At 62.8% G+C, this 19,660-nt stretch carries 15 protein-coding genes; 11 read left to right on the top strand and 4 right to left on the bottom strand.

All coding sequences use genetic code 11. The features are described from left to right. Nucleotides 1–2: 2 nt before the first annotated feature. The gene (gene dnaK / locus LFT44_RS09035) at nucleotides 3–1,910 is read right to left on the bottom strand and encodes a molecular chaperone DnaK (protein ID WP_236802377.1); all 1,908 of its coding nucleotides are present in this window, start codon (nucleotides 1,908–1,910) and stop codon (nucleotides 3–5) included. Between the two features lie 324 nt (nucleotides 1,911–2,234). Between dnaK and LFT44_RS09030 the strand changes: the two genes are divergently transcribed. The 6 genes from LFT44_RS09030 (at nucleotide 2,235) to LFT44_RS09005 (ending at nucleotide 9,279) form a co-directional block, all read left to right on the top strand. Next, the gene (locus LFT44_RS09030) at nucleotides 2,235–3,938 is read left to right on the top strand and encodes a PucR family transcriptional regulator (RefSeq protein ID WP_236802375.1); all 1,704 of its coding nucleotides are present in this window, start codon (nucleotides 2,235–2,237) and stop codon (nucleotides 3,936–3,938) included. Nucleotides 3,939–4,257: 319 nt separating this feature from the next. Next, a complete protein-coding gene (locus tag LFT44_RS09025; protein WP_236802373.1) occupies nucleotides 4,258–5,127 on the top strand; it encodes a S1C family serine protease in 870 nt (289 codons plus the stop codon). Between the two features lie 65 nt (nucleotides 5,128–5,192). Continuing rightward, nucleotides 5,193–5,765 (top strand): HdeD family acid-resistance protein, encoded by a 573-nt coding sequence (locus LFT44_RS09020; RefSeq protein WP_236802371.1) that lies wholly within the window; start codon nucleotides 5,193–5,195, stop codon nucleotides 5,763–5,765. A gap of 283 nt (nucleotides 5,766–6,048) precedes the next feature. Continuing rightward, a complete protein-coding gene (locus LFT44_RS09015; protein WP_236802369.1) occupies nucleotides 6,049–6,312 on the top strand; it encodes a UBP-type zinc finger domain-containing protein in 264 nt (87 codons plus the stop codon). Nucleotides 6,313–6,336: 24 nt separating this feature from the next. Continuing rightward, the gene (locus tag LFT44_RS09010; RefSeq protein ID WP_236802367.1) at nucleotides 6,337–8,067 is read left to right on the top strand and encodes an FAD-dependent oxidoreductase; all 1,731 of its coding nucleotides are present in this window, start codon (nucleotides 6,337–6,339) and stop codon (nucleotides 8,065–8,067) included. Between the two features lie 102 nt (nucleotides 8,068–8,169). Beyond that, entirely contained in the window at nucleotides 8,170–9,279 is a 1,110-nt protein-coding gene (locus tag LFT44_RS09005; protein ID WP_236802365.1) for a hypothetical protein, read from the top strand. A 115-nt stretch (nucleotides 9,280–9,394) separates the two neighbouring features. On the opposite strand, the gene LFT44_RS09000 is transcribed toward LFT44_RS09005, so the two are convergent. The 3 genes from LFT44_RS09000 to LFT44_RS08990 all read right to left on the bottom strand — a co-directional run bounded on the left by LFT44_RS09000 (nucleotide 9,395) and on the right by LFT44_RS08990 (nucleotide 13,582). Further along, nucleotides 9,395–10,030: a TMEM175 family protein gene (locus tag LFT44_RS09000; RefSeq protein ID WP_236802363.1), complete on the bottom strand. Its 636-nt coding sequence runs from the start codon at nucleotides 10,028–10,030 to the stop codon at nucleotides 9,395–9,397. Nucleotides 10,031–10,186: 156 nt separating this feature from the next. Beyond that, a complete protein-coding gene (locus LFT44_RS08995; RefSeq protein ID WP_236802361.1) occupies nucleotides 10,187–10,498 on the bottom strand; it encodes a putative quinol monooxygenase in 312 nt (103 codons plus the stop codon). Nucleotides 10,499–11,002: 504 nt separating this feature from the next. Continuing rightward, complete coding sequence (locus LFT44_RS08990; RefSeq protein ID WP_236802359.1) at nucleotides 11,003–13,582, bottom strand: ATP-dependent Clp protease ATP-binding subunit; 2,580 nt, start codon at nucleotides 13,580–13,582, stop codon at nucleotides 11,003–11,005. Nucleotides 13,583–13,936: 354 nt separating this feature from the next. Between LFT44_RS08990 and LFT44_RS08985 the strand changes: the two genes are divergently transcribed. From LFT44_RS08985 to LFT44_RS08965, 5 genes are all read left to right on the top strand, one after another. Beyond that, entirely contained in the window at nucleotides 13,937–14,566 is a 630-nt protein-coding gene (locus LFT44_RS08985; RefSeq protein WP_236802358.1) for a DUF1345 domain-containing protein, read from the top strand. 370 nt (nucleotides 14,567–14,936) lie between these two features. Then, nucleotides 14,937–16,085: a glutathione-independent formaldehyde dehydrogenase gene (locus LFT44_RS08980; protein WP_236802356.1), complete on the top strand. Its 1,149-nt coding sequence runs from the start codon at nucleotides 14,937–14,939 to the stop codon at nucleotides 16,083–16,085. A gap of 2 nt (nucleotides 16,086–16,087) precedes the next feature. Continuing rightward, complete coding sequence (locus LFT44_RS08975) at nucleotides 16,088–17,236, top strand: zinc-dependent alcohol dehydrogenase (protein ID WP_236802842.1); 1,149 nt, start codon at nucleotides 16,088–16,090, stop codon at nucleotides 17,234–17,236. Nucleotides 17,237–17,249: 13 nt separating this feature from the next. Next, on the top strand, nucleotides 17,250–17,873 hold the full coding sequence (locus tag LFT44_RS08970; protein WP_236802352.1) for a hypothetical protein: 624 nt from the start codon (nucleotides 17,250–17,252) through the stop codon (nucleotides 17,871–17,873). A 331-nt stretch (nucleotides 17,874–18,204) separates the two neighbouring features. Then, nucleotides 18,205–19,587, top strand: coding sequence for an Nramp family divalent metal transporter (locus tag LFT44_RS08965; protein ID WP_236802351.1), 1,383 nt, complete (start codon nucleotides 18,205–18,207; stop codon nucleotides 19,585–19,587). The last annotated feature ends 73 nt before the right edge of the window (nucleotides 19,588–19,660 follow it).

Here is a 19,660-nt window from a genome sequence, read left to right as displayed (position 1 = left end):
TCCTAGCCACGGTCGAATTCTGCATCGACGATGTCATCGTCCTCCGCATCGGTGGAGGCGCCGGGCTGAGGCGAGGATCCCTGGCCTGCCCCTGCACTAGCCGAGGATGCCGCCGAGGCAGCCGAGGCACTTAGCGCCGACTGTAGCTGCTGAAGCTCGGAAATCAGCTCCCTCGCGGTGCCAACATCCGCCTGGTTGCTGACGGCGTCGCGCGCCTGGCCTACCAGCAGCTCCGCCCGGGCCTTGTCGTGTGCCGGGACTGCGTCGCCAAGCTCGTTCACGGCCCGCTCAACGCGGTAGGCGACCGCGTCGAGTTCGTTGAGAGTGTCGATCCGCTCCCGGTTCTGTAGGTCTTCGCTTCGGTGGGAATCGGCCTCGGCAATCATGCGCTCCACTTCCTTGGCGTCAAGGTTGGAGCCTTCGCTGATAGTGATGCCCTGTTCCTTGCCCGTGTCCTTGTCACGGGCGGTGACGTTCAGAATGCCGTTGGCATCGACGTCGAACGTGACCTCGATCTGCGGTTCTCCCCGGGGCGCCGGCCGGATATCGGTCAGCTGGAACCGGCCCAGCACCCGGTTATCCGCCGCCAGTTCCCGCTCCCCCTGCAAGACCACCACGTCCACGGCGGGCTGATTATCGTCAGCTGTGGAGAAAACCTCGCTGCGCCTTGCGGGGATGGTCGTATTGCGCTCAATGATCTTTGTCATTACGCCGCCTCGTGTCTCGACGCCCAGGGAAAGCGGCACAACGTCCAGGAGCAGGACGTCCGAGACCTCGCCCTTAAGCACGCCGGCCTGGATCGCCGCACCGATAGCTACGACCTCGTCCGGATTGACACTCATGTTGGGATCTTTGCCGCCGGTCAAACGCCGGACAAGGTCCTGTATGGCGGGAATGCGGGTGGAGCCACCGACCAGAATTACTTCGTCGATGTCGTTAGCTGTAACCTTGGCGTCCGCCATCGCCTGCTTGACCGGGCCCATGGTGCGTTCCACCAGGTCGTGGGTGATATCTTCAAAAACGGAACGCCGAACGGTGGTCGTTAAATGCTTTGGACCCGTGGCGTCCGCAGTGACGAAGGGAAGGTTGACCTGGGCCTGGGTCACCGAACTCAGCTCTACCTTCGCTTTCTCGGCCGCCTCGAACAGGCGTTGCAACGCCTGCGGGTCCGAGCGCAGGTCGATGCCCTCCTGCTTCTGGAATTCGTCGGCCAGGTAATCAACAAGGCGGCGGTCAAAATCGTCTCCGCCAAGGTGCGTGTCACCTGCCGTGGAGCGAACCTCCACAACTCCGTCCCCCACGTCCAGCAGGCTTACGTCAAAAGTTCCGCCGCCAAGGTCGAAAACCAAAACCGTCTCATGCTGACGTTTGTCGATTCCGTAGGCCAGGGCCGCTGCAGTCGGTTCGTTGATGATACGCAGGACTTCGAGCCCGGCAATCCTGCCCGCGTCCTTGGTGGCGGTGCGCTGTGCGTCGTTGAAGTAAGCAGGGACCGTGATGACGGCCTCCGTCACTTTTTCGCCCAGCTGCTTAGCGGCATCGTCCACCAGTTTGCGGAGAACAAGCGCGCTCACCTCTTCGGGTGCTATTTTCTTGCCCTGAACCTGGAAACGCGCCAGTCCGTTGTCATCCGCCACGACGTCGAAGCTCACGGCCTTGGCTTCATCCGTGATCTCGTCAGAGCGTCGGCCGATAAACCGCTTGGCCGAGGTAATGGTTCCTTTGGGGTTGAGAATCGCCTGCCGGCGAGCCAGCTGCCCCACCAGCCGTTCCCCGCTGTCCGTATACGCCACAACGGAGGGCGTGGTCCGGGCTCCTTCTGCATTGGGTATGACGCGGGCTTCCCCGCCTTCCCAGACGGCGATCACTGAGTTGGTTGTTCCAAGATCAATTCCTACTGCTTTGGCCATGACTCGCTCCGGTCCTAGTGGGCGCGACCCCGTTACGACGCCGCCCGAGATTCCACCGCATGATTCCACGCCCCTGTCCTTGCCTGGCCGCGAGGCTCGAAGGGCTTTGTCATGGGGCCTTACAGGGTTGAGTCTGCCCGCGGAAGGGAAGGACGGCATGACCCTCGAAGGTCCAAATATCCTCAGGGGAACTGACCTAGCAGGATAGGGTCCGCAGGCGTAGGCTCGAAACCGAGGGATGATTCTGGATCCGCCTCCACACATCTCGCTACACGCATCTCGCCACGAGTCCTTAGCTGCGCACAGAGACTGCAGGTCAACTGAATGTCCGATCGATTAGCGGCCGACGAGATCCTCGGCAAGGCCATACACTCTGTTTCGGCACTGGGATTCTGCCATGTAGCAGCTTCCTATCTTGTGGTGGATGGTCACCTGCTTCCTGGCCCGAATCCGGCGCCGACCGCCCAGGACCACGACATCCGCCCGCTCGAACACCCGGATGCCGAACTTCCTCCCACAAGTCCGGGCTGGCGGTACGCGCTCTCGACCTTTGGCGACAGTGGAGAACTGAACGGGTGCCTGGTCCTGCATGCCCATACGGTTCCGAGTCCGGCGCAGATGATCGAGCTGCACGCAATGGCCGGAACATCCGCCCCTGGCGCAGTCGAGGAAGCCCGGGGAGCAAATCAGCAGGAGCGCCTTGGCCCGCTCCCCAATCCGCCCGGTGTTGACGATCGCTTGCGAATCCTGTCTGCAGCGGTGCTGCGGCTCGAAAACCGAACATCGATCCAAAATGCCCTGAATGGCACTCTCACAGCCCCCCTGGGACAAATGAGTTCCCGGGAGTCCCTTCTGGCGGAAGTGCTGTCCGTGCTGACGGGACGTCCGGTCTGCACTGAGGACGGATTCGGCAATATCCGCGCCGCGGCCGGTACCAAATCCGGCCGCCCCTACCCTCGGCCCAGCGCGGCTGACAGGTCGCGGACGGCGCAACTCTGGCTCGCCTTCGGATTGCCGGTCCAGGAACCCCAGGGACTCGTGGCGCTGGTTTTGCTGGACAGGGATGTGCTGGGGGCAATGTGCTTGCTGGAGAACGGCAGGCCGTACACGGCCGAGGACGTCTTCGCCTTGGAGTATGGAACGCGGCTGTTGCAGGTGGAGTTGGCGCACCGGCGCAGCATTGCCCAGCTGGAACTGAAACTGGGGCGCGACCTGGTGTATGAACTGGTGTCAGGCATGGATGAAGAAGCCGCGGCCGCGCGTGCCGGGGCGTTGGGATACGACATCGCGGGCCCGCATCACGTGGTCGTCGCCCAGTGGCAACCGCCAAGGACGGACGACTCGATCGTGATCGCCCTGCGCAGGGCGCTGCGCGAACTCCAAACCCCTGCGCTCGTTTCACGGCGTTCGGACGTAGCACTGGCCGTGGTCTCCGGTGATCCGCGCAATACCGAGCTCTTTAACGTTGCGGCGAGGACTCTGCGCAGCGCCACCGGGGCCATGGGCATCGGAGGTCCGAGCCGCGATGTCAGCCAGCTCCCCCGCTCCTACGCCGAGGCCATGCGTGCGCTGCACATCCGGGTCCACTCCATCGACCAGTACGGGCTCACGCGCTACGACCAGCTGGGGATCTACCGCATCCTTGACATGCCCGGCAGCGAAATAGACCTCTCCGGCTACGTCGCGGAGTGGCTGGGTGCGCTGCAGTACAACGATGCCCGCCGGGGATCCGACCTGGTACGCACCCTGGCGCAATACCTGGATCATGGCGGCAACTACGACGACACAGCCGACAGCCTCGCGATTCACCGGAGCACGCTCAGGTACCGGCTCAAGTCCATCCGGCAGATCACCGGTTTTGACCTTGCCGACCCCGAAACCCGCCTCAATCTGCACGTCGCCACCCGCGCCTGGCGCCTACGTCCCCACGGACGCCCGGAAGCATCGCACGGTTCAGACCAAACGCGGCACGGAAGCACGCAGCTGCCTCGGATTGACCTGGGGGACCCAAAACCGGACGGTTTTTAGGCGTCCCGGGGCCATGCGGGCGCGGTGACGGCGGAGGAAACTCGGACTGGTACATGTCGCCACCGACACCCGCAGAAGGCAACTGGAATCCAAAATGAGTATGAGCAGACCAACGACCGTCGAGGGCGATGCCCCGCTCCCGTCGCCACTACGCAGGAGGACGTGGCCCGCCACTCTCGGCGCCGGATTACTCATAGTCGGGGCAGCGTGCACCGGCTCACCAGCCGCTCCAACGTCGCAATCCCCCAGCAGTGGAGATTCCAGCGGCGGAGGGGATCTTTCAGCCGTTCCCGCGATCGTCAGAGAAGTTGAGCCCTCTGTGGTCACGATCCAGACATCAGGCGGCATCGGCAGCGGAGTGGTCTACCGCAGCGACGGCACCATCGTCACGGACGCCCACGTGGTGGAGGACCAGCAAAAGGCGCCGTTCAAGAGCATCAGCATCCACTTCGCGGACGGATCTCAGGCGGCGGCCACCGTCGTCGGTGTTGACGACCCAACCGATGTGGCAGTGGTGAAAGCCGACCGTGGCAACCTTCCGGCCGCCAAGTTCTCGACGGCACTACCCGAAGTTGGGCAACTGGCAGTTGTTATTGGCAGTCCGCTGGGGCTGGAGCAGACCGTCACGGCGGGCATCGTTTCCGCACTTCACCGCAATATGCCACCGTCAGAGGGATCGCCGCAGGGGCTTATCGACCTCATCCAGACGGACGCGCCCATCTCCCCGGGCAATTCGGGTGGAGCAGTGGTCAACAGCAATTCCGAGATCATCGGGCTCTCGGAAGCCTATTTGCCACCCAGCTCGGGGGCCGTGTCGATCGGGTTCGTCACTCCCGCGGCGACCGTGATCGACGTGGCGGACCAGATACTGAAGAGCGGTGTGGCCTCGCACGCTGTCCTTGGGATTGTTCCCACCGACATCTCTCCTGAGGTCGCAAGCCGCTTTGGCCTTCCCAGAACGTCTGGCGCGCTGGTCATCGAAGTTGTCCAGGGAGGACCGGCGGCCAAAGCGGGGCTGCAGCCAGGAGACATCATCACCCAGTTCGACGGGCAGAAGATCGACAGTGTGACCGATCTTCTGGCCGCCCTACGCAAAAAAGACCCGGGACAGCAGTCCGATGTCGAGTTCCAGCGCGGGAAAGACACAAAGACCGTGAAAGCCACTTTGGGGAGCACAGGAAAGGAATAGGGCTGTTCGTACAGCCCGACGATCAAAGTCACGAATAACCCATTTCCAGGAACAGAGGTCTGGCCATGTCTGACGCATTCACGAAAGAATTGCATAAGGGATCAGGAAACACGTTGATTATCAGGGGCATCGCAGCCGTCCTGTTCGGCATTTTGGTTGTCGTCTGGCCCGGCGTCTCCATACTCGCACTGGTGATCCTCTTCGGAATATACGCATTCATTGACGGCATCACGAACATCGTGCACTACGTCAGGCACAAGGGGCGCCGGTCCGCTTGGCAAATAGTGGGCGGGGTCATTTCCGTGCTCGCGGGTCTCGCCGCCTTCTTCTGGCCGGGCATCACCGCCCTTTCGCTGGCGCTCGTCATCGGCGCGTGGGCCGTCATTCTCGGTGTCTCCCAGATAGCACAGGCCTTCGAAGTAAAAAAGACCGACGAACAATGGTGGCTCTGGCTGATCACAGGCATCGTCACCACTCTCTTCGGCCTCTTCCTGGTCATTCTTCCCGGCCCAGGCATACTTGGTCTCCTGGGGCTGCTCGCTTCCTTCGCGATTCTGTTCGGAATACTTCTGATTGCCACCGGAATTGACCTGCGGAGGAGGGGTGAAAACCCCATTGGAAAGCTCGCTGCGGGCTAGAAGAATTCTCACGTCCAGTTTCACTACTTGGGCGCTTACGCCAGCGGATTACATTCCGGAACAACGACGACGGCACAAGCGTCCCGCCGTTGGGTTACCTGCCCCGCGCGGGTCTGCCCAACACATCACTTCACTGGCAAACCAATGAGCCGGGTAAATTGCCCGGTGCCCGGCTGCCCGCGCTGGTCCGGTGTTTTCAATTCCGCCGCACAATGCCGACGGCACACTCAGTGCGGGCTTTTCCGGAGGCCGATTTCACGGCCGGAGCGAGGTAGGAGCCAATATGATTCCTGGAATTCGTGATCCGCATCTCGGACAGATCCGTCCGGTTCGCGTGCGCACACCGCAGGGCTGCGAGGAATGCCTGGCTTTAGGCACTCCCTGGGTGCACCTGCGTTTGTGTCTGACCTGCGGCCACGTGGGGTGTTGTGATTCCTCACCCATGCGGCACGCCCGGGCTCACGCCACTGAATTGCATCCAATCGTTCGTTCCCTGGAGGCCGGCGAAGACTGGCGCTGGTGCTATCCCCATGAGGCATTTGTCTAGGACGCGGAAAGGTGGAGCCGACTGATGGAACCTGTCACGGACTCGACTCTGATCGAAACACCGGATATCTCCGGCGCCTATCCACGGCTCAGCCAGGCCCAGATCGAATTGCTTAGCCGTGCCGGCACCAGACGGGATACCTCCGCCGGGGAAGTCCTCATACACGAGGGAAACATCGACGCTGACTTCTTCGTGATTCTGCAGGGTAAGGTGCTGGTCGTGGAGGGGCTGCACGCCGACGGTGAAGGACAGCCTGCTGGGCCGGGCCGCGGGACGCGGATCCTCGAAGTTCACGGTCCCGGACGTTTCCTCGGGGAGCTGGGCCTGGTCGAGGGGCAGCCGGCCTTTGTCAGCGCAGTGGTAGCCGAGGCGGGAGAAGTGCTCCACATCAGCGGGGACGATCTTCGCCGCATGGTTTTAACGGACGCCACGGTGGGTGAGACCATCCTGCGGGCATACCTTCAGCGCCGGATCCTCCTGATCAGCGCAGGCGCGGGCATCCGCATCGTCGGGTCCCGTTTCAGCCGGGACACCCTTCGGCTGCTGGATTTTGCAGCAGCCAACCGTCTGCCCCACCGCCTGGTCGATCTGGAGGATGACGAGCAGGCACAGGCGCTCCTGGACCGGGTTGGGATCCTCGCCAGTGACCTGCCGGCGGTGGTGCTGAACGCTTCGCATGTCCTAAAGAACCCGTCCAACGCGGAACTGGCGCTTGCCCTTGGCCTGCGGGCGGTGAAAGAGCATTCTGCCTCGTACGACCTTATGGTGATCGGGGCCGGTCCGGCCGGTCTGGCGGCCGCCGTGTACGCGGCGTCCGACGGCTTGTCGGTGGTCCTCAAGGAAGGGCATGCGATGGGTGGGCAAGCCGGCACGTCACCACGGATTGAGAACTTTCTCGGCTTTCCCTCCGGAATCTCGGGTGGGGAACTCACTGAAAGGGCGATCATGCAGGCCCGAAAGTTCAAAGTCCAGGTCAACGTCGGCTGCCAGGCACACTCCATCACATTGCGGGACGGTGAATTTCGTGCCGAGTTCGACGAGAGCGGTCCTGCTTCATCACGTGCCGCGCTCCTCGCCACCGGGGTTCACTACCGCCGCCTGCCAGTCCCCCGGCTGGAGGAATACGAGGGAATCAGCGTCTTCTACGCCGCCACTGTCCATGAGGCCAGGCTCTGTGGAACCCAGCCCGTGGCCGTCGTCGGTGGCGGGAACTCCGCCGGCCAGGCCGCCCTTTTCCTGTCTGGTATGGGAACACAGGTGCGGCTGGTGGTGCGCGGGGAAGACCTCCGGGCGGACATGTCAGGGTACCTCGCGGATCGAATCGAGGACCACCCCGGCGTAGAGGTACTGCTGGGGGCGAACATCGTGGGCCTGGTTGGTTCAGACACCCTCGAACGTATCGTCGTAGATCTGAATGCCACGGGCGAACAACGGAGTTTCCCCTCGCGATACCTCTTCATTTTCATTGGAGCCAAGCCGCAGACAGAATGGCTGCAGGATACCCTGGTCCTGGATGACCACGGCTTTGTTCTCACCGGGGCTGACCTCGAAGACCTTCCTGCCGGGTTCAGCCATCTGGGCCGCAGGCGGCTGCCCCTGGAAACCAGCGTGCCTGGCATGTTCGTGGCCGGCGATGTCCGGCATGGATCGGTGAAACGCGTAACGGCGGCCGCCGGTGAAGGCTCAACAGCAGTGGCAATGATCCACGAGCACCTGCGCCTCCTCCGGGATGGACCGTCCGGGGCGCGTCTGTGAAGGACAGCGCGGCCCGGCCTTGACCGGCCGCATAGTTCACGACGGCCGCATTCATTTTTGCCGGTCGAAGACCATAGACACATTGAACCGTAGGAGGCCGGGGTGCCAGAAAGTCCAGGTGACGCGTCCCCTTCCGGTGACCGCAAGTTGGGGGTGCTCGCAGAGCCGGAGGTCACCGCCGAGTTTGCCGAGCGTAACGGCCGCGAAGTGGGCCATCTGCTCAACCTTGCCGACGAACGCCACAACTGGTCCGTTGTGATCGAGTACCGGGACTTCACGGCTGGCAATGGGTTGACGCCGATGTTGGACTCTTTGGTGAAACACCGGGTCCGCCGTTCATGGGATGTCATGGTCTGCCTGACCGATCTTCCGATTCGTCTTGACGGCCGGACTGTGGTCGCGGAAGTTGCGCTTGGGGAGCCGATCTCCCTGGTTTCTTTGCCCGCGCTCGGCGCCGTCAACATCGACCGCCGGGTCCGCGCTGCCGTCACCGACCTCGGCTGGGCGATGCATCGCCACTTCGATCCCGAGGATGACGCCGGGGAGTTCGGTCCACCCTCGCTGCACCAATCGCGGCGCGTTGAGACCGCGGTTCTTGACGAGGGGCCGATTGGGTTCCGCTACCTGTCAGCAACCCGTCTAGGGCGGGGACGGTTGCTGGCAGGCATGCTGCGGGCGAACCGTCCCTGGCGGCTGGTCTTCGGATTGAGGAGCGCAATGGCCGCAGCGATCGCCACAGGCGCCTTTGCACTTGTCACGGACACCATCTGGCAACTCGCGGACCTGCTGGGGGCGCCGAGATTGACGCTACTGACGGTCCTTTCGATCAGTACGATGGTGTTCTGGATCATCACCCAGCACGATCTATGGGAAAGCGCGCGTCGAGACGGTCTCCTCGAGAGATACAAGGCTTCCCTCTACAACACCTCTACGGTGTGGTCGTTGACGATCGGCGTCGTTATCAGTTATGTCCTGCTATTCGTCGCCGTGCTGCTGGCCGCGGCCTTCACCATTGACGACGGCCTGTTGGCGCAGACCCTGCAACACCCAGTGTCCGTTTGGGACTTCGCGGAAGTCGCTTGGATGACGACCTCGGCGGCGCTCATCGGTGGTGCGCTGGGCTCGGGATTCGAGTCAAAGGATGACATCCTACGGGCGGCGTATGGCCAACGGGAGCGTCATCGTCGCCAGTCTGCCGACGAAAGCGAATAGCCGGCCCGGCCCTCATGCGGGCTGGGGAGCCGCTCCGGTCGCCTTTAAGAGCATTTCCGCTGGGTGTATTCAGACGTGATTTAGCACCCTGGGCGGCTCATGCCTGTCTTTTGGTCTACAGACCTCGGAGGAAGGTGGGCCGGTGCTCGAACCCGTGGCTGGTGAGGCCGTAAAAAACGGGCAGGATCACGAAAATCACCGATGCCACCAGCGGATGGACCACGACACCTACCGTTCCCGCCGCGAGGTACATTACGACGCCGGCTACAGCACGCGGCCGCTCGCGTGCGAAGTAGTAATCCTCCACCTCCTCCTCGGTGAGCTCGGGATGCCGTGCCAGGTGCGAGAAGAACACCCACCATGACAGGCACAGCAGTGCCCCGATGATCGCATACAGCGCGACGGCGACCCGTTCGTCGGTCAGGTTTCCCGTCTTGGCTGTATCGATGATCACCGCTGTGGGCCAAGGTAGAAGCGCGAGCGTCGCGAGGATTCCCAGGTTGGCCCAGTGCAGGCCGATGTCCATCTCCCGGATTCGGGTGAAGGCGGATTTGTGGTTGAGCCAAATTACGGCGAGGTAGATGTAGGAGGCCGCGTACGCCAGGTATGTCGGCCATTGACCCAGCAATCCCGCCAGCAACCCCCCGGGCTCGGTCTCTGGCGGCTGGAGTTCAAGTACCAGGAGCGTGATGACGATCGCGATAACGGCGTCGCTGAACGCCTCGGCACGGCTGGTGTCTGAACGTGTCACCCTTTGCTCCTAGGCCTGGGCATCAGTTGGCCCTCCTGCCCGGCGCTTTTGCTGCCGGGCGACCCCTGTTGAAAGCAGTTACCGAATATCGCTCCAGAGCCACGGGCTACAGATGTGCGGAATCAGCATGGTGATGCTGTGATGGCGGGGAGGCCTTTATCCGTCTTCGCCGGGCAGCTTGTACGCGAGCACGTCGACGTTCTGTATGTTCGGTTCCGCGCTGAACAGCTCTGCTCCCTGAGCAGCAAGTGCTTGCCCGACACCTCCTGCCAGATGGGTCCGGCGGGCCTCGTCGTCCGGAAACACGTCGAAGACCCCGAAAGTCGATTCGTCGAACTGGAGGGCGAACCAGGCGCGCGTGCCCTGCTCCTGTTCGACGACCGCGCGTGCGCTGCGGAGGAAATCCGCGACGTCCTTCTCCTTGCCGGGCTTGGCCTTCAAAATCACCGACAACGCAACCTCAATCATGCCCCCTCACCCGGCCCGATTTGGCGGATTCCGTACTGCACGACAGTTTTCATGGCGGGCCTCCTTGGAGCGGTACTGCGGGTGGGATGGTGCGGACCGAGCTTGGCCTCGTGGCACCTCCTCAACCTGTCGAGGGAGCGGCGCGACGCACTGCCCAGTCTCCCAGTGATTGTCGGCCACCACAAGGGACGATTCCTTTTGCCAACGCACTGGATGCAGGCGGCAGTGCCGAGGCACGGCGTCTGGTGGGCAGGTGCTTTTGTTACAGGCCTCACGGTGGGTCGCATCATGGAGATGGGTGGCCACATCTTCCACGTGCGCGAAGGCTGCGCGCCCTCGAGGCCGTTCATTCCGCGCTGGGGCCGGAGAGTCACTGCCGTGCCCGTACAAACTATGTAAGGGACGCGGTGCGTAGCGAACCGGAACGGGCCAGCAAAAAGCCGGGTACACAGGATGTCACTGTGTACCCGGCCTGGGTCCGGAGCTGCCGCTGCCGGCGACGGCTTACGCCGCCAATGGCATCGCCTCACGGCCTGCCTCGACGACGAGCGACTGCCCGTCGACCGAGACGGCCACCAGGTCGCCGGACTGGAGGTCCGACGCCACAAAGAGATCCGCAATCCGGTCGTCCAGCTCACGCTGTATCACGCGGCGCATGGGCCGGGCTCCGTATTCGGGCTCGTAGCCATGTTCGGCGATCCAGTCGACGGCCGCTTCGCTGACCTTCAGGGCGATGCCCTGGGACTGCAGGCGGGTTTCCGTCTGGTTCATCATCAGCCGGACGATCCGGCGCAGCTGCGCCTGGTCCAGCTTGCGGAACAGGACGATCTCGTCGATGCGGTTGAGGAACTCCGGCCGCATAGTCTCCCGCAGCCGGCCCAGCACCCGGTCCCGCAGCGCCTTCTCCGAGCCGTAGCCGTTGGCCTCGTCGGCCTTGGATACAAAGCCCATGGCGCCGCCCTTGCTGGCCAGGAACTCCGAGCCGAGATTGGAGGTCATGATGATCACGGTGTTGCGGAAGTCGACTACGCGGCCCTGTCCGTCGGTCAGCCGCCCGTCGTCGAGCACTTGGAGGAGCAGGTTGAACACGTCCGGGTGGGCCTTCTCCACTTCATCAAGCAGCACAACGGAGTACGGGTTACGACGGACGCGTTCGGTCAGCTGCCCGGCCTCGCCATAACCGACATAGCCCGGAGGGGCTCCGACCAGCCGGCTTACGGTGTGCCGCTCGCCGAACTCACTCATGTCGAAGCGCACCATAGCATTCTCATTTCCAAACAAAGACCCGGCCAGCGCCTTGGCGAGTTCTGTTTTGCCCACACCCGTCGGGCCGAGGAACAGGAAGCTGCCGATGGGCCTGCCCGCATCCCCCATGCCGGTGCGGCTACGGCGGACCGCCTTCGCGATCAAAGTCACGGCGTCGTCCTGCCCGACGATCCGCTGATGCAGGTCATCCTCGAGCCTGGCCAGGCGTTCCCGGTCGTCTTGGGTGAGCCTGCTGGCCGGGATCCCGGTGGACCGGGAGATGATTCCTGCAATTTCCGCTTCATTGACGATGTTCTGGACGCCGTCGGACTCCCATGCGCTGGAGCTGGTCGCGGAGAGCTTCCGGTTCACCTCTTCGATCTCATCCCGCAGTCTCGAGGCCTCTTCATAGCGTTCTGCGGCGGCCGCGTCGTTCTTGGACTTTTCCAAAGCGACGAGCTTCTCGCGCAGAACATCCATGTCGGGCCGCGAGCCGCGTTTGAGGCTCAGCCGCGCACCTGCCTGGTCGATGAGGTCGATGGCCTTGTCAGGCAGGAAACGGTCGGTCACGTAGCGTGCGGAGAGTTCGACGGCGGCACGGATCGCCTCGTCCGTGTAGCGGACGCCGTGGTGTTCCTCGTAGCGTCCACGCAGGCCGTCGAGGATCTGCACTGCGTCCTCGACGCTGGGCTCGCCGACGTGTACGGGCTGGAAGCGGCGTTCCAGTGCCGAATCCTTCTCCAACTGACGGTATTCGTTCAGGGTGGTGGCGCCGACGAGATGAAGTTCCCCACGGGCCAGGCGCGGCTTGAGGATGTTTCCTGCGTCCATGCCGCCTTCCCCCGCGCCGCCGGCTCCAACCACGGTATGGAGTTCGTCGATGAACAGGATAATTTCCCCGGTACGTGAAGCCACCTCGTCCATCGCCTTGGTCAGGCGCTCCTCGAAGTCACCGCGGTATCGCGTCCCGGCCAACATGGCCGGCAGATCCAGGGCAACCACACGCTTGCCGCGCAGCTGTTCGGGCACGGTGCCGGCGACGATCGCCTGGGCCAGCCCTTCGACAACCGCGGTTTTGCCCACGCCTGCTTCCCCGACCAGGACCGGATTGTTCTTGGTGCGCCGGGCGAGGATCTCGATGGTCTGCTCGATCTCGGCACTTCGGCCGATTACGGGGTCCAGGCCGCCTTCGCCCGCGCGCTGCGTGAGGTCGATGCCGTAGGTATCCAGGACAGGGGTGTCAGATGCATCGGCGGCTGCCTGCGACCGTGCGGGCCCTGCACCAGCCGGTGCGGACGCCGGCACCGCGGACTGCCCCCGTGGGCCGGACTGCAGGGACTCCGGTGTCACTCCGGCCGCTGCAAGCACCTGACCGGCCGGAGCCTCCTGGTTGACGACGAGGGCGAAGAACACGTGGTCAGGATCGATGTACGTTGAGCCGAATGCCCTGGCAACCTGGTAGGCGTCCAGCAGGGCGCGCTGTGCCGACGGCGTCAGGGCCAATGCCGTTTCCGCCCTGGCAGTTGCCTTCTCCGGAAGACGTTCCTCGGCGGCTGTGGCGATGGCACCGGGCGCCGAGCCCGCGTGGCGGATATAGTCGGCGGCCGGTTCCCGCTCGACGATGACACGCAGGATGTGCAGCGCATCCACGTGGACATGACCGTAGTTCGCGGCGAATTCCGCGGCGCGTGCAAGCACCTCGTGGGTGCGCCGGCTCAGGAGCCGGGTGATGTCCATAGGTTGCCCGTTCCGGGCCCCGCGTTGGCCCTGCAAATAACGGGCAAGGAATTCGTCGAAGGAGCCGTTACTGAACTCCGCCGGTCCGAATGATGAAGCCATGAAACCTCCGTTGGAAAGTTGAGTGTACATGACTCAACGTTGGGGAATGGTATTTATTCCCGGGTGCAGTGGTGACGCTACGACCCGGTGAAAGCCATGAGTTCCGGCATCTGGCTGCAGCCCATGCTCAACGTGCTATTCCGCGCCGGATCACTTCTGGTCATCGTCCGCTGAAATCAACCCTGAAGGACCCGCGCATGTCCGCGTACGATGGGGCACAATGAACCCCCGGTTCCTTGTGAACGCAAAGAAATCCGTAGGTCCAGAGATATTCCGTGATGTTGAGATCCGCTCTGACCCAAGCGGCGGACCGTCGGACCCCTTCACGGCCATCGAACTGGAGGGTAAGTCTCAATGTCACATATAGATCGCAAGGCTCTGATCTCAGCCATCGTTGGTCTCGTTGTGGCGCTTGTTCCGGCGTTGCTTGGCGCTCCGGAACTCGCGCCCTTGATCGGGTGGTCTGTCGCCGGCTGCGTCTTCCTGGCCTGGGCGTGGACCAAGGCGTGGCCTGCTGGTCCGGAAGCCACGGGCGAACTCGCCCGCCAGGAAGGCAAGTCTCGACGGCTCGTCGACTCCCTCATCACAGGTGCGACATTTGCCAGTCTCGTTGCGGTTGTCTTTGCACTGATCCGCAGCCAACAGAAGGATCCCATCGGCGTGGCGGCAGCGATCCTTGCTGCTCTCGGCGTCGTGCTCGCGTGGTCGCTCGTCAACACTGTCTACGCCTTCAAGTACGCTCGGATGTATTACCACGACGACCACCATCGCTTCAGCTTCAATCAAAACGAGGACCCGTCGTACAGCGACTTCGCCTACGCAGCCTTCTCCATCGGCATGTCATACAACGCCAGCAACGTGAACGAGTCATCCACCCCCTCCCGCAGGATCGCATTGGGGCACGCACTGCTCTCCTACTTCTTCGCCACCTTCGTGGTCGCAGTAGCGATCAACCTCGTCGTCAGCCTCGGCCAGTCCGGTTAACTGCGAAACATATACCCACGTGGCAGCCTAATCCTGCCCGTGCCGCGTAACGATCCAGCACGGTGCAAACGTGGGAATGGACAGCGTGAAGCAGCACCCGCCGAAATTGTTGCACCCTCTTACCCCTCGACATCCTTTACTAAGGGTGCTTAGCATTGAGGTCCGGTATTTACTATTTCGCGAAGTGGCTTGCCCGCCAGGATTTCCAGTGCAGTGAGCCACCTTGAATCCTGGGCCTCCCGCCCGTATGGGCGGACTCAGAGGTCCTTTCCTATCCCGCTCCCCCGTGATGTACGAACACGTACCTGGGTGCCGCGCGCCCTGGAGTGCATTTGTGCTGCCCCGGGCGGACTTTGGAAAAGAGCGAACAATGAAGGCTGTAGTTTACAAAGGACCCAACGACGTCAGTGTCGAGGAGATCCCCGACGCCAAAATTGAGCACCCCGCCGACGTGCTGGTGCGCATCACCTCAGCGAACATTTGCGGCTCCGACCTGCACATGTACGAAGGGCGCACCAGTTTTGAACCGGGCCGATCCTTCGGGCACGAAAACCTGGGCGAGGTGGTGGAGGTCGGCCCTGCGGTCAGCAAGGTAAAAGTGGGCGAACGGGTGGTCCTGCCATTCAATATCGCTTGCGGATTTTGTAAAAACTGCGAACGCGGCTTCACGAACTACTGCCTGACAATGCAGCCGGAACCGAAGCTCGCCGGCGCCGCCTACGGTTTCGCGGACATGGGCCCATACCAGGGCGGACAGGCTGAGTACCTGCGCGTGCCGTACGGTGACTTCAACTGCCTGCGCCTGGGCGAGGACGCGGCGGAGAAGGAACTCGACTATGTCATGCTCGCTGACATCTTCCCCACGGGCTGGCACGCCACAGAGATGGCCGGTGTATACCCGGGCGACTCTGTGGTGATTTACGGCGCCGGTCCGGTCGGGTTGATGGCTGCCTACTCGGCCATCATCAAGGGCGCCGGCAAGGTCATGGTGGTGGACCGCCACAGCGACCGGCTCAAGCTCGCGGAGGAGATCGGCGCCATTCCTGTTAATGATTCCGAAGTAGACCCGGTCGAGTTCGTCAAGGACCAAACCATGGGCTTCGGTGCAGACCGGGGCTGTGAATGCGTTGGCTACCAAGCGCACGATCCGGGCGGAACTGAACATCCCAATATGACATTGAACCGGCTTGTGGACTCCGTGCGGTTCGTCGGCGGCCTGGGCGTGGTGGGAGTTTTCCTGCCCCAGGACCCGGGAGGCCCCGACAAACTTGAGCAGCAGGGCCAGATTGCCTTCGACTATGGAAACTACTGGTTCAAAGGACAAACCATGGGCTCAGGCCAGTGCCCGGTCAAAAAATACAACCGGGCCCTGCGTGACCTCATCGCCGGCGGAAAGGCCAGCCCGTCCTTCATCGTCAGCCACGAGCTGCCGCTGGACCAGGCCCCCGAGGGCTACAAGAACTTCGACAGCCGCGAAGACGGCTGGACAAAAGTCGTCCTTCACCCGGCCGGAGCATGAGCATGCGCGCAATGGTGTACCGAGGCCCGTACAAGATCCGGGTCGAAGAAAAAGACATACCAAAAATCGAGCACCCCAACGACGCGATCGTAAAAGTCAGCAAGGGCGCCATTTGCGGGTCGGACCTGCACCTATATCACGGCATGATGCCGGATACGCGTGTGGGGATGACGTTCGGGCACGAGTTCGTGGGCACCGTTCACCAGGTGGGCTCCTCCGTGCAGAACCTGACGGTAGGCGACCGGGTGATGGTGCCGTTCAACGTCTACTGCGGCTCCTGCTACTTCTGCACCCGCGGCCTGTATTCGGACTGCCACAACGTCAACCCCAATGCGACCGCGGTGGGCGGCATCTACGGCTACTCCCACACCTGCGGCGGGTACGACGGCGGCCAGGCGGAATTCGTGCGCGTCCCCTTTGCGGACGTGGGGCCAAGCAGGATCCCGGACTGGATGGACGAAGAGGACGCAGTACTGCTCACCGACGCCTGTCCCACGGGCTACTTCGGCGCCCAACTCGGGGACATTGCCGAAGGCGATACCGTGGTGGTGTTCGGGGCTGGGCCGGTTGGGCTTTTCGCGGCCAAGTCCTCCTGGCTGATGGGGGCCGGACGGGTGATCGTGATTGACCACCTGGAGTACCGGTTGGAAAAAGCGCGCAGTTTCGCGCACGCCGAGACGTTCAACTTTGCCGAGTACGACGACATCGTGGTGCACCTGAAGAAGGAGACCGACTACCTGGGCGCCGACGTCGTTATTGATGCCGTGGGGGCCGAGGCGGACGGAAACTTCCTCCAGCACGTCACGGCCTCCAAACTCAAGCTCCAAGGCGGCTCCCCCGTCGCCCTGAACTGGGCCATTGACTCGGTACGCAAGGGCGGCACGGTATCTGTGGTGGGCGCGTACGGGCCCATCTTCAGTGCCGTGAAGTTCGGCGACGCCATGAACAAGGGCCTAACGCTGCGGATGAACCAATGCCCGGTCAAACGGCAGTGGCCGCGCCTCTTCGAGCACATCCAAAATGGGTACCTGAAACCCAGCGACCTCGTCACCCACCGGATCCCGCTGGAGCACATCGCCGAGGGCTATCACATGTTCTCCGCCAAATTGGACAACATCATCAAGCCGCTCGTTGTCGCGGGCCAGTCCTGAAGGGAAGCGCATCATGACTGAAATAGCCACACCGTATATCGCCAACAAACGCACTCCGATGAGGTCCGCCGAAGACCTGCGGGCACAGATCCCGGGATGGGGAGCCGACCTCGACCCGGCCGACCGGCCCTCCTATCCCCGGGAGCAACCCGGGATCGAAACCGGAGCGCACTGGGACTTCCCCGAACGCCAACCCGAGAAGTGGCCCCGGGAACGGTCTGTCGAGCACGCGTTCCTGCCGCCGGTTTTCGGTACCTCCACTCCTCCTGCAGGGGCCTCCGGCGCCATCCGGAGACACGCCTACAAGTACAGCGAGGGCCGGGCCGCGCACTGGCTGCTGCTGCTCGCAGCAGACCGGGTAGACGCCTGGGAACACCACGTGAAATCCTTTGGCACCCTCCATCCCGACAACCCCATCTCCGAAACCGGCGTGGCCGCTGAGTTCGGCCGGGGTGGTTTCAGCTCACGGTTTGGGCAAAAACGCACGGATGTAAACCACCAATGGATGGACCCCATCATCGTGGCCGGCCCCTGGGTGATGGCAGCGGTAGGGCTCGCAGCGGCCTACAAGACCTTGCGAAAGGAACGCACACAACCTGATAACGGATCTGCATGGACGGCGAAGGCTCGGGAGTAACAGCACCAACGTGTGACGCAATTCCTGCCGCGGTGACTAACGCTCAGTAGTCACCGCGGCAGGAGCCCAAACGGGCGCTGCCATCCAGAGCTGCCTGCTTTTACTGGGCGGCGACTCTAGTCGACGGCTCAGGATTCAGGGGCAGCCGGGACACTTTTGCCACCGGCACTATCACTAAGAAAGTCGCGCCCGGACCCACCCCACAGCAACTGGCCTTAACGAGTTCGTGCCTCTCGACGACAGGCCCGTGCCTCTCGCTGATGAACGGGAATGACCGTCGAACCCGCGAACGGCGGCCGAACGGCGGCGGGCGGAAACCGGAGGAAGGCGAATGACGGATTCGGAGACAGTCGGCACGGGCCAAAAAGCAGCTGCCGGGAAGCGCGGCCGGGGGCGCGGACCGGGAAAGGGCGATGCGGCCGACGGGCGGCTGCGACGTTTCATGGGTTTACTGGGGCCCGGGCTGATTACCGGGGCTGCGGATGATGATCCATCAGGAATCGCGACGTACGCCCAGGCCGGTGCGAGTTTCGGCAACGGGATGTTGTGGGCGGCACCGTTGACACTGCCGATGATGATTTCAGTGCAGGAGGTCTGCGACCGTACCGCTCTGGCGACAGGGGAAAGCCTCGGCTCGTTGGTCCGTCGAAAATTCTCCCGTAAACCCAGAATCATTATTGGGATCCTGATGGTGGCCTTACTGGTGGCCAATACGCTGAACATCGCCGCGGACCTGATGGCGATCGGTCAGGGCATGGAATTGTTGGGCGCCGGTCCGAACCATGTGTGGGGCGCTGTCGCCGGCATAGCCATCATCGCGACCCTGATGACGGGTTCTTTCAGCGTGATTGCAAAAGTGTTCAAATGGCTGTGCCTGGTGCTGCTGGCCTATGTCGGCGTACTCTTCGTGGCCAATGTCGACTGGAAGGACGTATCTGCTGGTTTGCTCGGGCTGCAGTTCCGGTGGGACTGGGACTACCTGGGTATGATCGTCGCGGTTCTCGGCACGACAATCTCGCCGTACCTGTTCTTTTGGCAGTCGGCCCACAGGGTTGAGGAAATGCGCGCGGAGGACCTGGGCGGCAAGCGTGCGGTGGCATTACCGGACCGGGAGGGAGACGCCGCGGGCCGGAAACTTCGACATGCCCGTGCCGACGTGTTTATCGGCATGTTCTTCTCCGTGCTGGTGATGTTCGCGATCATGGCAGCGACCGCCGCTACGCTCGGCAAGAACGGGACCGTGATCAAGACTGCGGCCGATGCTGCCAAGGCCCTCGAACCGGTTGCAGGACCGGCCGCAAAAATGCTCTTCTCCATCGGGTTCATCGGCTCTGGTTTTCTTGGCATCCCTGTCCTTGCGGGGTCCGCATCGGTGGGATTGGCCGGGCTGATGGGAACCAGGTGGGGCTTTGACCGAAACCCCCGCACGGCGCGCTTCTTCTACGTCCTCCTAGGCGTCGGCGTAGTTGGCGGGATCATGATCGCCACATTCATCGACAACCCGATCGGCCTGCTGGTCTTCAGTGCCGTGGTCAATGGAATCGCTGCCGCACCCTTCCTGATCGTGACCATGCTCATCTCCGGAGACCGGAAAATCATGGGCCGCTACACCAACGGCAGACTCGTCTCCGCGATCGGATGGAGCAGCGCGACCATCATGACCGCCGCCGGAGCCATCGGAATCTACAGCACCCTCGCAGGCACAGGCGGTTAGCCCCCGCCATTCCGAATTGCATGCGCCACGCGATGACTAGCGCCGCGAAAAGTCGCCCTTTACCGCCGAATGT

This window comes from Arthrobacter sp. FW306-05-C (assembly GCF_021801725.1).
Classification (GTDB): Bacteria; Actinomycetota; Actinomycetes; order Actinomycetales; family Micrococcaceae; genus Arthrobacter.
This window is presented reverse-complemented; position numbering and strand designations above follow the sequence as displayed.

Coding starts and splice junctions, on each gene's coding strand:
- LFT44_RS09010 (WP_236802367.1), top strand. CDS start 6,337: ATGGAACCTGTCACGGACTCGACTCTGATCGAAACACCGGATATCTCC.
- LFT44_RS09030 (WP_236802375.1), top strand. CDS start 2,235: ATGTCCGATCGATTAGCGGCCGACGAGATCCTCGGCAAGGCCATACAC.
- LFT44_RS08985 (WP_236802358.1), top strand. CDS start 13,937: ATGTCACATATAGATCGCAAGGCTCTGATCTCAGCCATCGTTGGTCTC.
- LFT44_RS08970 (WP_236802352.1), top strand. CDS start 17,250: ATGACTGAAATAGCCACACCGTATATCGCCAACAAACGCACTCCGATG.
- LFT44_RS08995 (WP_236802361.1), bottom strand. CDS start 10,498: ATGATTGAGGTTGCGTTGTCGGTGATTTTGAAGGCCAAGCCCGGCAAG.
- LFT44_RS08980 (WP_236802356.1), top strand. CDS start 14,937: ATGAAGGCTGTAGTTTACAAAGGACCCAACGACGTCAGTGTCGAGGAG.
- LFT44_RS08990 (WP_236802359.1), bottom strand. CDS start 13,582: ATGGCTTCATCATTCGGACCGGCGGAGTTCAGTAACGGCTCCTTCGAC.
- dnaK (WP_236802377.1), bottom strand. CDS start 1,910: ATGGCCAAAGCAGTAGGAATTGATCTTGGAACAACCAACTCAGTGATC.
- LFT44_RS09020 (WP_236802371.1), top strand. CDS start 5,193: ATGTCTGACGCATTCACGAAAGAATTGCATAAGGGATCAGGAAACACG.
- LFT44_RS09015 (WP_236802369.1), top strand. CDS start 6,049: ATGATTCCTGGAATTCGTGATCCGCATCTCGGACAGATCCGTCCGGTT.
- LFT44_RS08975 (WP_236802842.1), top strand. CDS start 16,088: ATGCGCGCAATGGTGTACCGAGGCCCGTACAAGATCCGGGTCGAAGAA.
- LFT44_RS08965 (WP_236802351.1), top strand. CDS start 18,205: ATGACGGATTCGGAGACAGTCGGCACGGGCCAAAAAGCAGCTGCCGGG.